This window comes from Burkholderia sp. BCC1047 (assembly GCF_902833155.1).
GTDB classification, from domain to species: domain Bacteria; phylum Pseudomonadota; class Gammaproteobacteria; order Burkholderiales; family Burkholderiaceae; genus Burkholderia; species Burkholderia sola.
In genome coordinates this window covers 196758-210487 of the sequence record NZ_CADFEH010000004.1, presented here as the reverse complement: position 1 = coordinate 210487, position 13730 = coordinate 196758, and the positions used below count along the sequence as shown (strand labels likewise).

Here is a 13730-nt window from a genome sequence, read left to right as displayed (position 1 = left end):
TCACGCCGTCACTCCGCCGCGCCGATATCCGCGCTGCGCGCGTGCTGCACGTGCCCCGCGCCATGCGCGGCAGCGTCCGCCGCGAAGCGCGCCGGCAGCGACACGATCGTCTCGAATGCGCGATACGGCGCGCCGACGCGATCGTCGGTGAAGCGCAGCGCGATATCGCCGCCGTCGCGCTTCAGGAAATTGCGCACCGCGTCCATGCCGACGCCGCGCCCCGATACTTCGGTCACCGTCTGAGCGGTCGAGAAGCCCGGCCGGAAGATGAGCTCGGCGACGTCCTCGTCGGACAGCGCCGCTTCATTGTCGGCATCGATCCAGCCGCGCTCGCGCGCGATGCCGCGAATCCGGTCGAGCGCGAGGCCGCGGCCGTCGTCGGCGAGCACGAACCACAGTTCGCCGCCGCCCACGCCGACCGCGATGTCGATCGTGCCGGACGCCGGCTTGCCGGCCGCGCGCCGCGCGTCGGACGATTCGATCCCGTGGTCGACCGCATTGCGCAGCAGGTGCATGAACACGTTCTTCAGCGTCGCGACGATCTCGCTGCGCACGCGCTGGCCGTGGCTGTCGATATGCACGACGGGCGCCGGCTTGCCGAGCTCGGCCGCGAGCGACGGCAGCGACTCGATCACGCCGCCGAGCGCGTCGCCGATCCCTTGCGTGCCGAGCTGGCTCAGCATGCGGCGCACCGCATCGCGCGCCGCGTGCCAGTCGGACGCGTTGGCCGGGTCGGCGCCGTCGAGCACGCGCAGGCTCTCGCTGATGTGCGCGCGCTCGACCATCAGGAAATCGGCGCCATTCGGTGCCGGCTCGCCGCTGCGGCCAAGCGTGACCGCGTTGATCGTCGCATAGTGATCGACGGCTTCGCGTACGCGCGCCAGATCGTCCATCAGCGCGTCGCGGTTCCATTCGGGGCCGCCGTCCGCGCGGCGCAGCGATTCGTACGCCTGCTCCGCTTCGTGGACGATGTTCGTCAGGTGCTGCAGGCTGTACGTGCGTGCATTGCCCTTGATCGTGTGCATGTTGCGGAACAGCGCCGCGACGATCGAGTGATCGACGCGCTCGTGCTGGCGGATCATCCGTTCGTTCTCGCTGAGGAAGCCCTTCGCGCTGTGCACGAAGTCGTGGAACTTGTCCTGGCTGATCGACAGAATCTCGCCGATCATCTCGAGGCGCCGCTGCTGTTCGCCGGCCTGCGCGGTCAGCTCGCGGATCTCGGTCACGTCGCGCACGCACAGCATCAGGCGCACCACGGTGTCGGTCTCGTCGGTGATCGCCGACCAACTCAGGTCGAGCCACTTCTCGCGGCCGTCCGGCATCCGCTTCGCGACTTCGTTGACGAGCAGGTGCTCGTTGAACTCGAAGTTCATGCTGTCCTCGCCGAGGCACGCATGCACGGCCGCGTCGACCTGCGAGCGCGCATCGGCGCCGATCGCCGAATCGTCGAACACGAGCGCCATCAGGTCGCGCCCGGCGATGTCGTTCGTCTCGAAGATGGTTTCGAGGTACGCCGAATACTCCGCATGCACGACGCCGCCTTCGACGACGGTCAGGATGCCCTGCTGCATGTTCTGCAGCATCGCCTGGATGTCGGCCGTCTTCTGCTTCAGTTGCGCGGCGTTCTCCTGGATCTTCTCGATCATCCCGTTGAACGCGACGATCGAATGGCCGATTTCGTCCATCCGGCCCACCGGCACGCGGCGCGTGAAATCCTGGCTCGTCGCGATCTCGCTCATCGCCGTCTGCATCCCGATCAGCGGACGCGTGATCTGGCGATACAGCACGAAGCCGAGTGCGGTCAGCAGCACGATCACCGTGCCGGCGACGCTCGCGATCGCGGTCGCCGTGGTCGCAAGCATCCCGTTCAACGCACCGATCGCGTCGTCCTTCTGGCGGTTCTTCTCGACGCGCAGCGTGTCGACGATGCTTTCGAGTTCGTCGCGATACTGCGCGACGTTCGCGAACAGGTACGCCTGCGCCATCTCGGCCTTGCCGTCCGTCTTCATCTTCACGGTGTCGTCGATCGCCGCGAAATAGTTCGCGGCGCTGTCCTTCGCCTGTGCGACGAGCCCTTCCTGTGCGCGGCCGACCGCTGATTTCGCCTGCGCGTCGAGCGCGGTGCGCAGCGCGGCCTGCTTCGCCTTCAGCTCGTCGCGCGCCTGCGCGGCGGTGTTCGCGTCGGGCGCGTAGACGAGCGTCATCGTCGCGATCTGGATGTTCTTCACGTCGGCGACGAGATCCGCCGACGCGAGCGCGCTCGGCACGATTCCCTGGGTGACCTGACGCACCTCGGCGGCGCTCTTGCGCGTCTGGTACACGGCGTAGACGCCGATCGCGGACAGCGCGAAGAACGTCAGGACGACTAGCAGCGTAATGCGATGACGGATGGTCATGAACACGGCTCCCCGCAGCGATCGGGTTTCGATCGCCCTTTGGTCTATTGAGAGAATGTGAGCGCCGAATTATCGGGGATGGTGTATGACTGTCCGATGACCGAAAATCAATCGGTCATTGAGAAAATCGCAATGGTTAATTGCAGGGAGAAAAGGCTAAAGTTCTTATTGGACTGGCCGTTAACTGTCGGCCTGGGCGTCCCGTCCGGCCTACCCGGCGACCTCGGCAAATCGGATCTGGATATTCATTCTTTTATTTCTCGATCCGACAATTCAATCCGGTCGAATACCGGTAAAACGTTTGCGCATTCGCTTCGCTGCCGCAACGTCAAATGCATCCGCTCTCGTCTGAAATCGCGGGGCGCGACGCGAGCGCGTTTTCAAACTCCGGGTTGACTGGTTCGATCAGAGGTGCCAGCCACGCCCACTGCTCCGGCGCCGGCTCGTTCGCGCTCACTGCGCTGCGACGAGGTTCATGGGAACCGCAAGCGCCCAATCCCGCGTCCTTGGGAAACCGTTCAGCTTTAGCATCGTCGGCTTCAAATCTTTTCGTCGAATTCATCGGATCTCCCGGTGTGTCGGTGGTCGCACCCGATTCTGACAAAAAACTTTCAAGTCGGTCAATTCATTCCCAGTGAGAAAGAATCAATCGCAATCCGGCGATTCACCTCACCCCCCCGGGCGTTCTAGACTGTCGGATCACTCCCCCAACCGGACCCACGCAATGACCGACGTCCTGCCGCTGACCACCGAACCCGAATCCGGCCTTCGATACCGGCTGCGTCCGGCCACCGGCCGCGCCGCCGCCCGCCTATTGCTGCTGCATGGCGTCGGCGGTAACGAAACCAACCTGCTGAACGTGGCCGACGCGATCGATCCACGCGTCGAAATCGCGTTCCTGCGCGGACCGCTCACATTCGGGCCCAATCAGCATGCGTGGTTTCCGGTGCGTTTCGGCCCGAACGGCCCTGAAATCGATGCGGCGCGTGCGGACGAGAGCCGCGTGCAACTGATCACGCTGCTGCATGCGTTCCGCGCGCGGGATGGCGCAGCCCCCGCGTTGCCGACCGTGATCGCCGGCTTCAGCCAGGGCGGCATCATGAGCGCGAGCGTCGGCCTCACGTCGCCGGGCGACGTCAGCGCGTTCGCCGTGCTGTGCGGGCGCGTCCTGCCGGAAATCGATCCGCTGATCGCGCCGCGCGATGCATTGAGCACGCTGCAGGCGCTGGTGATGCACGGCCGCTTCGACGACAAGTTGCCCATCGCGTGGGCCGACACGGCCGACGCGAAGCTGACGGCGCTCGGCGTCGCGCACGACACGCGGCTGTATGCGGCCGGCCACGAGCTGACCGCGGAGATGGCCGGCGATTTCGGCCGATGGGTCGGCGAGCGCGCCGGGCTGAACTGAATGTGAATTGAACCGGAACCGAACGCACCGGGGGCGCCGGCCCGCGAACGGATCGACGCCCCCGGTGCATGACGTCAAGCGTTCATCACGCGTTCTGCGCGGGATCCGCAACGGCGCGCACGGATGCCGGCATCGCCGCCGCCCGTTCGCGCTCGGCACCACGTTTCGCCAGCTTCCAGCCGATCACCAGCGCGAGCACGACGACCGGAATCATCGCGATGGTCCACGTGCCGCCGGGGTAGTCGAACGCCATCAGCACCAGCACGCCGACGAGGAACGCGAGCGTGAGCCACGACGTGAACGGCGCGCCGGGCATCCGGAACGATACGGCCTTCATCTCGCCGCGATCGACCGCGCGACGGAACAGGATCTGGCACATCACGATGAAGCCCCACGTCGTGATGATCCCGAGCGACGCCATGTTCAGCACGATCTCGAACGCCTGCGCCGGCACGATGTAGTTCAGCGGCACGCCGATCGCGTTGATCGCGACCGTGATCAGGATCCCGCCGTACGGCACGCCGCGCGCGTTCATCCGCGACACGAAGCGCGGCGCCGAGCCGCCCATCGCGAGCGAGCGCAGCACGCGGCCCGTCGAATAGAGCCCGGAATTCAGGCTCGACAGCGCGGCGGTCAGCACCACGACGTTCATCACGGTCCCGACGTACGGCACGCCGAGCTTGCTGAAGAACGTGACGAACGGGCTTTCATGCGAGCTGTACGCGGTCCACGGCAGCAACAGCGTCAACAGCACGACCGAGCCGACGTAGAACAGCGCGATGCGCCACATCACGCTGTTGATCGCCTTCGGCAGCACCTTGCGCGCGTCGGCCGTCTCGCCCGCCGCGACGCCGACGAGTTCGATGCTCGCATACGCGAACACGACGCCCTGCACGATCAGCACGGCCGGCAAAATCCCGTGCGGGAAGATCCCGCCGTGATCCGCGACGAGATGCAGCCCCGTCATCTGCCCCGCCACCGGATGGCCGCTCGCGAGAAACACGGCGCCGACCGCGAGAAACACCGCCAGCGTGCCGACCTTGACGAGCGAGAACCAGAATTCCATCTCGCCGAACACCTTCACGCCGATCATGTTCATCACCGACACGATCCCGAGCGCGCCGAGCGCGAATACCCATTGCGGCACGTCGGTGAACACGGCCCAGTACTTCATGTAGATCGCGACCGCGGTAATGTCGACGATGCCGGTCGTCGCCCAGTTCAGGTAGTACATCCAGCCCGCGACGAACGACGCGCGTTCGCCCATGAACTCCCGTGCGTACGACACGAAGCTGCCGCTGGTCGGCCGGTGCATCACGAGTTCGCCGAGCGCGCGCATGATCAGGAACGCGAACACGCCGCACACGAGATACACGAGCGCGAGCGCGGGCCCCGCGCTTTGCAGGCGACCGCCCGCGCCGAGAAAGAGGCCGGTGCCGATCGCACCGCCCATCGCGATCATCTGCACGTGCCGCGGCTTCAACTGCTTCGCATAGCCGGCTTCGTGCGACGCGAACATCGCATCGGGATCGGCATGCGCGGCATCCGCGCCGCCGGCCGGACCGGCCGGGCGCTCGCTGGGGTGTGTCATCGTGAGTCTCCGTTGTTTGTAGATGTGTCGCGCCCCGCTGCGGGAGCGCTTTCGGTACGACCGCGAACCGGCTCGCGTCAGAACGCGCGCGGCCGGATCAGCGCTTCGGGCTGCAGCGCTTCGTCGAGCTGCGCCTCGGTCATCAGTTCGCGCGCCAGCACGACCTCGCGGATCGACTTGCCGGTCGCATGCGCTTCGGCGGCGACGGCGGTCGCGCGCTTGTAGCCGATATACGGATTCAGCGCGGTCGCGAGCGCGACCGAGCGCTCCATCGTTTCGCGCAGCCGTTCCGGATTCGCGGTGATGCCGCTCACGCATCGCTGCGCGAGCGTCGTGCACGCGGCCGTCAGGTGGCTGAAGCTGCGGAACAGCGCGCTCGCGATCACCGGTTCGAACGCGTTGAGCTGGAGCTGGCCCGCCTCGGCCGCGAAGGTGATGGTCACGTCGTTGCCGAACACCTCGAACGCAACCTGGTTGACGACTTCCGGAATCACCGGATTGACCTTGCCGGGCATGATCGACGAGCCGGCCTGCACGGGCGGCAGGTTGATTTCGCCGAAGCCCGCGCGCGGGCCGCTCGACAGCAGCCGCAGGTCGTTGCAGATCTTCGACAGCTTGACGGCGATCCGCTTGAGCACGCCCGACACCTGGACGAACGCGCCGCAATCCTGCGTCGCCTCGATCAGGTTCGGCGCGGTGCTCAGGTCGAGCCCGGTGATGCGGCGCAGCGCGGCCAGCGCCTTCTCCGCGTATTGCGGATGCGCGGTGATGCCCGTGCCGATCGCGGTCGCGCCGAGGTTGATCTCGCGAATCAGCCAGCCGGCTTCCTGCAGCCGCGCGATGTCTTCCGTCAGCATCACCGCGTAGGTCGAGAATTCCTGGCCGAGCGTCATCGGCACCGCGTCCTGCAACTGCGTGCGGCCGAGCTTCAGCAAGCCGGCGAACGCGTCGGCCCGCTCCGCGAATGCATCGCGCAGCCGCGCCATCGCTTCGAGCAGGTGCTCGACCGCGAAGCACGTCGCGATCCGGATCGCGGTCGGATAGACGTCGTTGGTGCTCTGTGCGAGATTGACGTGCTCGTTCGGATGCAGGTATTCGTACTGCCCGCGCGCGTAGCCCATGATTTCGAGCGCGCGGTTGCAGATCACCTCGTTCGCGTTCATGTTGGTCGACGTGCCGGCGCCGCCCTGGATGACGTCGACGACGAACTGGTCGTGCAGCCGCCCTTCGCGGATCTCGACGCACGCGGCGGCGATCGCATCGCGGAACGGCCGCGGCAGCAGCCCGAGTTCGCAATTGGCGTCGGCCGCCGCTTCCTTCACGGACGCGAGCGCCATCACGAGGTACGGCAGCGACGCGATGGTGCGGCCCGAAATGTCGAAATTCTCTTTCGCGCGCAGCGTGTGGACGCCGTAATAGGCGGTATCCGGAATGCTTCGTTTACCTAAAAGATCCGCTTCGACGCGGAAGCCGTTCTCTGCCATCGTGCCCTCCTGAAATGTCTCGTGCCGCTCGCCGGCCGCCGCTTGCCGACGCGACGGGTTCGCATTCTATGCCTTTGCAAAAACAAGCTCGCTTCTGTATTATCGAAAGCGGTTTTGCGTGGGACGCAACAGCGAGAATCGAATGAAAAAAGGCGCGAGAGAAACCGGCATCGATCACCTGGGCGCGATGCGCGCGTTCGTGCGCGTGGTCGAAACAGGGAGTTTTTCGGCGGTCGCGAAGGAGATGCACGTGTCGACGTCGACGGTCGCGCGCAAGGTGACGGCGATCGAGGAGGCGCTCGGCGTCGCGCTGCTGCACCGCTCGACGCACAGCGTGACGCTCACCGAAGCCGGCCATATCTATCTGGAGCGCGCGGTCACGCTGATCGCCGATCTCGACGACACGCTGCGTGTCGTCGCCGAGCTGAATGCGCAGCCGAGCGGCCCGCTGAAGCTCACCGCGCCGGTCGCGTTCGGCCGCCGTCATCTCGCGCCGCTGATCGCGCCGTTTCTCGCGCGCTATCCGACGATCCAGCTCGACGTGCGGCTCACCGACAACCACAACGACCTCGTGGCCGGCGGCTTCGATCTCGACATCCACGAAGGCGAGAACTACCTGGACAATCTGGTCGTCCACCGGCTGTCGCGCAACGACAGCATCCTGTGCGCGACGCCCGGCTACCTCGATCGCTGCGGACGCCCGACGACGCCGGACGACCTGAAGCACCACAACTGCCTGCGCTACGTGCACCCGGAAGGCGATCCGCGCTGGGAGCTCGTGCGCGGCGACACGCGGCACAGCGTGCTGCCGGCCGGCAATCTCGTCACCGACCATTCGGAGCTGCTGCTGGAAGCGACCTGCGCGGGGCTCGGCATCGCGGAATTCGAGGTCTGGCTGGTGCGCGACCTGCTCGCGAGCGGCCAGCTCGAAGCCGTGCTGCCGCGCTACCGGCTGCAGAACCGGCTGACCGGCGAATTCATCTACATCGCGTATCTGGCGAACCGGCGCAGCTCGGCGAAGCTGCGCGTGCTGAAGGATTTTCTCGCGGAACACCTCGCGCAGATCGGCGAGCTGTCGGATCGGGAGCTGGCGAAGATTCGCGACGCACGCGCGTAGCGCGCGCCGATGCGGCCCGGATTGCGGGCCGGCGGCATCGGGCGCGGCGACCGCGTTCAGGCCGCCTGCAATTCGAACGGGAACGTCGCGTGCCCGAACTCGACGCCCTGCGTGTTCAGCATCCGCGGCCGGTGGAACGCTGACAATTGCGCGCGCTGCTCGGCCGTGCCGATCTGCAACCGCTCGAGGATTTCGCTGACGACCATATACAGCACGTCGAGATTGCCGTCCTCGATCTTCACCGAGATGCCGAGCGCACCGTCCGCGCCGAGTTGCCGCGTGCGTTCCGACGCGCGCACACCGATTCCGTAGCACGCATCCGCGCCGAGCTTGCCGACCACCTGTCCGCCGAACGCGTTCATCAGCACCGTGCAATAGCGCCCTTCGCCTGCGACCAGCTCCGGATGAGCGGTCATCGCACGGTGAATGCGCGCCAGTGCGCGAATGCGGTCCGTGAGCGCGCCGCCCGCTTCCACCGCGTCCGCGCCGTCGGCCAGCGACGCGTACAGGCGCGCCAGCCGATCCAGCGAGAACGCCGGGGTCGGCAGGTTGCAGCCGTCGATGCCCCAGTCGACCTCGTCGTCGCGCAGCCCGCATGCATCGGCCACCACCTGCTTCACGCGCACCTGCATCGGATGGTCGGGCAGATGGTAATCGGCGATCGCGGCGCCGATCGCCTGCGCGCCGGCCAGCATCCCGACGTGCTTGCCCGAACAGTTGCTGCATACGCCGGTCGGCGTGTAGTCGCGCTTGATCCACGACCGGTACACCGCGTCCGACAACGGCGGATGACCGCCGCAGCGCAGATCCGATTCGTGCGCGGCGACCTTCGCGAGCATCGCGCGCGTGCGTTCGATGTGACGATCCTCGCTGCTGTGCGACGCGCACATCAGCGCGATGTCCGCGTCGTCGAAGCCGAAGCGCTCCGGCGCGCCCGTCTCGATCACCGACAGCGCCTGGGCCGGCTTGGCCGCCGACCGCGCGAGCGTCATCCGGAACGGATCGCCGAACCGGGCCAGCAGCCGGCCGCGTGCATCGACGACCGCCACATGGGCGACGTGCGTGTTCTCGATCGCCTTCCCGCGGTACGTGACGACCGCTGCGCGTGGGGTGTCCATCCTCTTCTGTCTCCTTGCTCGCGGGCCTGATGCCGGGGCCCGTCCAACCGGTACGGCAGTGTAGCGAGTCGTCGCCGCCGCGCGCCGGCCCTGATATGGAAAGCGGTGTTGCATGGGACGCAAAGGCGGTCGCCTTCCACGAAAGATTGACTGAATTAGTACAAAAACCCTTCCATCGGTTACCTATTTACCGCTCGGCGGCGCACTGCAGTGGGAACCGCCCGCAAGCTCGCGCCCGTGCCGTGGCGGGGGGCGGATTGAGGAAGTACGTGCGTCGCGTCAGGCGTCACGGAGACGCGAGCAGCCTTAGACGCTATCGATACTCGTCGATCTCGATCACTTCCCCGACTGATTCAATCAGCTGGCGGGTAGTGTCCGACACGTAGGGCACACGATCACCATTCTCGTTGTCCCAGTAGCAGAAGAACCGCATATGCGCCCCTGCTTGTTCGATACGCTCGACGAGACCGTCACGTGGCAACGAGAGTCGTTCGATCAGGTAGCGCAGGTGCGGCTCCAACCGATCGCTTTGAACGGCAGCCCTGCTTTCCAGCGCCCACAGATTGAGCTTTCCGGGCCGGGAACTCAGCCGCCCGGACGGCAGCAGATAGGGCTTCCCTTTCGTGATCGTTCGACTCGGGAAGATGCCGAAGAAAGCGGTCCACGTGTCCGGGTGCGCGCCGTCCGATGAAATGACGAACGTCGCGTGCGCAAGAGCGCTATCGGTGGGCGTCGCCCTACTCGGTAGGAGTTTGTCGCTCACTAACGTGTCGGTTTCGCGCGCTACGCGTCCAGCGCGAGCAACGCGAACGTCGCGAGCCAGTGCTCGCCCATATAGTCCCCCGCCACGTGCGCGAGCGCGCTCGCGAGATGCCGGTCGGCCGCATCGAGCAGCTTCGCGCGCCGCGCATCGCCTTCCGGCAGCGCGCCGGCCAGCGAACGCTGGCACCACGCACGGCTCAGGTTCAGCCCGTCCAGATGCGCGATCTTGCCGTCGCTGCGGTCGCTGACCGTCGCCGGCTCGAACAGCGTCGCCGGCTCGCCGCGCGCGAGGTCGGGCAGGAAGCGCGCGAACCAGCCGTCGAATTCGGCGGCCGGCAGCACGCGCCGCATCAGTTCGGCTTCCATCAGCGCGGGCGACAGGAATTCGTCGCCCGACGGCTCCCACGCCTGGCACGCGACGTCGTTCAGGTGCCAGCGCTTCGCGGTATCGACGATCAGTGCGGCGAGCCCGTCGCGCTGCGTATCGCGCGCGAAATCGAGCGTGAGCGCCAGCGCGAACGCGGTGTTGAAGTGCGTGCCGACGCGCAGCGGATAGGTCGCCTTCGGCAGGAAAGTCTCGAAGCGCGACACGAACAGGTCGGCCAGCGGCGCCATCGTCTTCGCCCAGCGTGCGGCCTGCGGCAGCACGCCCTTCAGCGCGAGCCGCTCGAGCTGCGCGACGAGCGCGAGCAGCCATGCCCAGCCGTACGGCCGCTCGAAGCCGCTGTTGTGCGGCAGCGCGAGATACGCGCGCTCGCCGGCGACGTTCGCATCGGTGAAGTGCGCGTCGACGATCGCGACGATGCGCTCGGCCTCCGGCAATGCCGGGAAGCGTTCGAGCACGCGCAGCACGAGCCAGTAGCCGTGCACGCACGAGTGCCAGTCGTAGCTGCCGTAGAAGATCGGGTGCAGTGCGCGCGGCCCCTGCACGTCGTGCGGACCTTCGAGCGCATGCGTGAGCTTGTTCGGATATTCGCGGGTCAGGTGCGCGAGCGCGAGCGACGCGAATTTCGACGCGAGTTCGGGGGTGAGTCGGTCGGTCATGAGGATCTCGTCCATCGAATCAGAAGCGGAATACGAACGCGTACATCAGCAGCGTGTTCACGGCCAGCAGCAGCACGGCCGTCGGCCACTGCGCCTTGATCACGCCGTTCTTGTCCTTCAGTTCGAGCAGCGCCGCGGGCACGATGTTGAAGTTCGCGGCCATCGGCGTCATCAGCGTACCGCAGAAGCCGCTCAGCATCCCGATCGCGCCCATGATCGCCGGATTGCCGTGGAACTGGTGGACGATCAGCGGCAGGCCGATGCCGGCCGTCATCACTGGAAACGCGGCGAAGCCGTTGCCCATGATCATCGTGAACAGCGCCATGCCGACCGTGTAGGCCGCGACCACCGCGAACGGCGAGTCGATCGGCACCCACTCCTTCACGAGCCCCGACACCACGCCGCCGACGCCCGCGACCGCGAACAGCGCGCCGAGCGCCGCGAGCATCTGCGGCAGGATCGCGGCCCAGCCGACCGCGTCCATCGTGTGGCGCGCTTCCTTCAGCGCATGCACGGGCGAATCGCGCAGCATCGCGAGCGCGACGACGAACGCGACGATCGTGCCGAGCACGAGCGAGATCAGCGTCACGCTCTTCGGCTCGACGAACGGCACGAGCTTCAGCGCGAACGTGCCGATCAGCGTGACGAGCGGAATCAGCAGCGCGGGCAGGAACAGCCGGTTGCCGAAGCGCTGCGCGAGCGTCTCGCGCCGCACGGCCGCCGCTTCGCCGGCCTCGTCGGACCGGCCGCGGCCGAGCTTGCCCGAACCGGCGATCAGCGCGAGCGCGATCGCCAGGCAGCCCATCACGAAATGCGGCAGCAGCGCGCCGAACAGGAACGTGATCGCGTAGATGGCCCAGAACGCGAAATTGACGACGCGCCGTGGGTTCGTGCGGTCCGTCAGGTTGAAGTACGCGAACGCGGCGAACATCAGCCCGGCGAGCGTGTACAGCGATTCGAGGCCGATCATCGCGCGCCCTCCTGCGTCATCAGGCCGAAGCCGCGCGCGAGCCGGCGGTCGAGCAGCGCGAGGCGCGTGCAGTGGATCAGCAGCGCGGCGATCGCGGTCGGGATCGCCCACACCGACAGGTGCAGCGGCTCGATGGCGATGCCGTTCTGTTCGAGAAAGCCCTTGATCAGCAGGATCGACTGGATCGCGATGAAGATGTCCTCGCCGAAGAACACGGCGACGTTGTCCGCGCCGGACGCATGCGCGCGAATCTGCTGGCGCACCGATTCGGGCAGCTCGCCGTGCCGGCCGACCGCGGCGGCCTCGGCCATCGGAGCGATCAGCGGCCGCACCATCTGCGCGTGGCCGCCGAGCGACGTGAGGCCGAGTGCGGCGGTCGCCTGGCGCAGCACGAAGTACAGCATCAGCACGCGGCCGGTGGTGGCCGCCTGCACGCGCGCGATCATCCGCTTCGCCTGCTCCTTGAGTCCGTTGCGCTCGAGCAGCGCGATCACCGGCAGCGTGAGCCAGATCAGCCCCATGTAGCGGTTCTCGGCGAACGCCTTGCCGAACGCGCTGACGATGTCGACGAGATTCAGCCCGCCCGCCAGCCCGGTCGCGAGCCCGGCGATCGTGACCACCAGCAGCGCATTGAAGCGCAGCGCGAAGCCGATCACGACGATCGGCACCCCAATCAGCACCAGCATTTCCCCTCCTTGTGTCTGGACGCGCGGCACGTCGTCCGCGCGCGGCCGGCCCGGTTTGCATCGGGCTCGGACGGCGAAATCTAACACGAGACTTTATCGATAAAAAGTCGACAATTTGCGGGTTCGGGTAAACGTTGAAGCCGCCGGATACCGTGCACGCGGCATGTGTCGGGGGTGTTTCATCGGACAAATCGAGCGGGTCGGCCGGCCGGCCCGCGCGCGTGGCGCGCCCGCGGGACGCCGACTACACTGAAAAGCATCGGCAACGTACGGGAGAGCCGCCATGATTGACGTATTCCAGACCATCGGCAGCCGCGCGTTCTCCGCGCATCTGGCGAAGGACGGGATGGTGACGCTGATGGAGCAACGCCATGAGGTCGACCGCGTGACGCTCGCGACCGCCTATGCCGCGCTCGTCGAGGAAGCCGAGCAGGAAGACGACCTGCGCGACGCGACGGTCGAGGGGATGATGCGCGCGCTGATCCAGGGCTACGCGCGCAGCCATTGAAGGCGCAGCGGGTGCGTCCGCCGCGCGGCCGATGCTGCGGTACGGGCCGCTATGCAGCCGGCGTGCCCGCGCCCACGCCGAACCACCGGCCCTCGCGCAGTTGCCGGTAATCGGCCTGCGTGAAGATCCTCAGCAAATTCGCCACCGCGCCGTTGCTGGCACGATCGCGTTCCGTCATGAAGGCTTCGACCGCGTCGCGGCCGGCAAACAGGATCGTGCTGAAATAACGCTCGCGCTCCGCGTCGCAGAGGTTCGTCGCGCTCAACTGGTACGGATGGTGAAGCGCCGCGAACAGGAAGTAGTAGCGCTCCGCGTCGTCGCGCAGCACGCGCACAGCGTCGGGTTCGACCGGAAAATCGCGGTAGAACGACGCGTGTCCGCTCTCGATGTAGATCCGGTACAGCAAACGGCCGTCCTGCTCGATCACGATCGGCGCGTACGGTTCGCGGCTGACGAGGACGGTATCGGGCACGGTCATCCGGTTCTCTCCTTTCTTTTTCGTCGATGCCGGCACGGTAACATGCGGACTTTTGCGGCGTGTCCGGAAGGGATCGACTGGCCCGCTTGCAGGCAATGCGGCATCGCCATAGAGGAAACGCACTGAAACGGCACCATGCGCAAATTTTTCGATTGCCGCCGCCCGCGC

Annotated in this window: 13 protein-coding genes; 3 read left to right on the top strand and 10 right to left on the bottom strand. The window is 66.7% G+C overall.

Annotated features, from left to right (window positions below):
• Positions 1-8: 8 nt before the first annotated feature.
• Both HWX55_RS07035 and HWX55_RS07030 read right to left on the bottom strand, forming a co-directional pair.
• Entirely contained in the window at positions 9-2396 is a 2388-nt protein-coding gene (locus tag HWX55_RS07035) for an MCP four helix bundle domain-containing protein (RefSeq protein WP_175974989.1), read from the bottom strand.
• 328 nt (positions 2397-2724) lie between these two features.
• Positions 2725-2958, bottom strand: coding sequence for a virulence-associated protein (locus HWX55_RS07030; RefSeq protein ID WP_244140514.1), 234 nt, complete (start codon positions 2956-2958; stop codon positions 2725-2727).
• A gap of 162 nt (positions 2959-3120) precedes the next feature.
• On the opposite strand from HWX55_RS07030, the gene HWX55_RS07025 reads away from it, so the two are divergent.
• Positions 3121-3804 carry a phospholipase gene (locus tag HWX55_RS07025; RefSeq protein ID WP_175974986.1) on the top strand — a complete coding sequence of 228 codons (684 nt, stop codon included), beginning with the start codon at positions 3121-3123 and terminating at the stop codon, positions 3802-3804.
• Between the two features lie 85 nt (positions 3805-3889).
• Here the strand turns inward: HWX55_RS07025 and HWX55_RS07020 are convergent, their stop codons facing one another.
• Positions 3890-5395, bottom strand: a complete 1506-nt coding sequence (locus tag HWX55_RS07020) for an amino acid permease (protein ID WP_050013765.1) — start codon at positions 5393-5395, stop codon at positions 3890-3892.
• 77 nt (positions 5396-5472) lie between these two features.
• Positions 5473-6879 carry an aspartate ammonia-lyase gene (locus tag HWX55_RS07015; protein ID WP_175974984.1) on the bottom strand — a complete coding sequence of 469 codons (1407 nt, stop codon included), beginning with the start codon at positions 6877-6879 and terminating at the stop codon, positions 5473-5475.
• A 142-nt stretch (positions 6880-7021) separates the two neighbouring features.
• On the opposite strand from HWX55_RS07015, the gene HWX55_RS07010 reads away from it, so the two are divergent.
• Positions 7022-7996, top strand: coding sequence for a LysR family transcriptional regulator (locus HWX55_RS07010; protein ID WP_175974982.1), 975 nt, complete (start codon positions 7022-7024; stop codon positions 7994-7996).
• 56 nt (positions 7997-8052) lie between these two features.
• Here HWX55_RS07010 and HWX55_RS07005 read toward each other — a convergent pair whose 3' ends face one another.
• From HWX55_RS07005 to HWX55_RS06985, 5 genes are all read right to left on the bottom strand, one after another.
• Complete coding sequence (locus HWX55_RS07005) at positions 8053-9114, bottom strand: asparaginase (protein ID WP_175974980.1); 1062 nt, start codon at positions 9112-9114, stop codon at positions 8053-8055.
• Positions 9115-9427: 313 nt separating this feature from the next.
• Positions 9428-9877: a DUF4279 domain-containing protein gene (locus HWX55_RS07000; RefSeq protein WP_175974978.1), complete on the bottom strand. Its 450-nt coding sequence runs from the start codon at positions 9875-9877 to the stop codon at positions 9428-9430.
• 20 nt (positions 9878-9897) lie between these two features.
• Complete coding sequence (locus tag HWX55_RS06995) at positions 9898-10920, bottom strand: DUF2891 domain-containing protein (RefSeq protein WP_175974976.1); 1023 nt, start codon at positions 10918-10920, stop codon at positions 9898-9900.
• A 19-nt stretch (positions 10921-10939) separates the two neighbouring features.
• Positions 10940-11890 (bottom strand): DUF979 domain-containing protein, encoded by a 951-nt coding sequence (locus tag HWX55_RS06990; protein ID WP_069618345.1) that lies wholly within the window; start codon positions 11888-11890, stop codon positions 10940-10942.
• Positions 11887-12576 (bottom strand): DUF969 domain-containing protein, encoded by a 690-nt coding sequence (locus tag HWX55_RS06985; RefSeq protein ID WP_175974974.1) that lies wholly within the window; start codon positions 12574-12576, stop codon positions 11887-11889. Before HWX55_RS06985 ends, HWX55_RS06990 begins: the two co-directional genes overlap by 4 nt.
• 283 nt (positions 12577-12859) lie before the next feature.
• Here HWX55_RS06985 and HWX55_RS06980 point away from each other — a divergent pair, with 283 nt between their 5' ends.
• Positions 12860-13084: a hypothetical protein gene (locus HWX55_RS06980; RefSeq protein ID WP_050013757.1), complete on the top strand. Its 225-nt coding sequence runs from the start codon at positions 12860-12862 to the stop codon at positions 13082-13084.
• Between the two features lie 49 nt (positions 13085-13133).
• Here HWX55_RS06980 and HWX55_RS06975 read toward each other — a convergent pair whose 3' ends face one another.
• Positions 13134-13562 carry a hypothetical protein gene (locus tag HWX55_RS06975; RefSeq protein WP_175974973.1) on the bottom strand — a complete coding sequence of 143 codons (429 nt, stop codon included), beginning with the start codon at positions 13560-13562 and terminating at the stop codon, positions 13134-13136.
• Positions 13563-13730 lie beyond the last annotated feature (168 nt).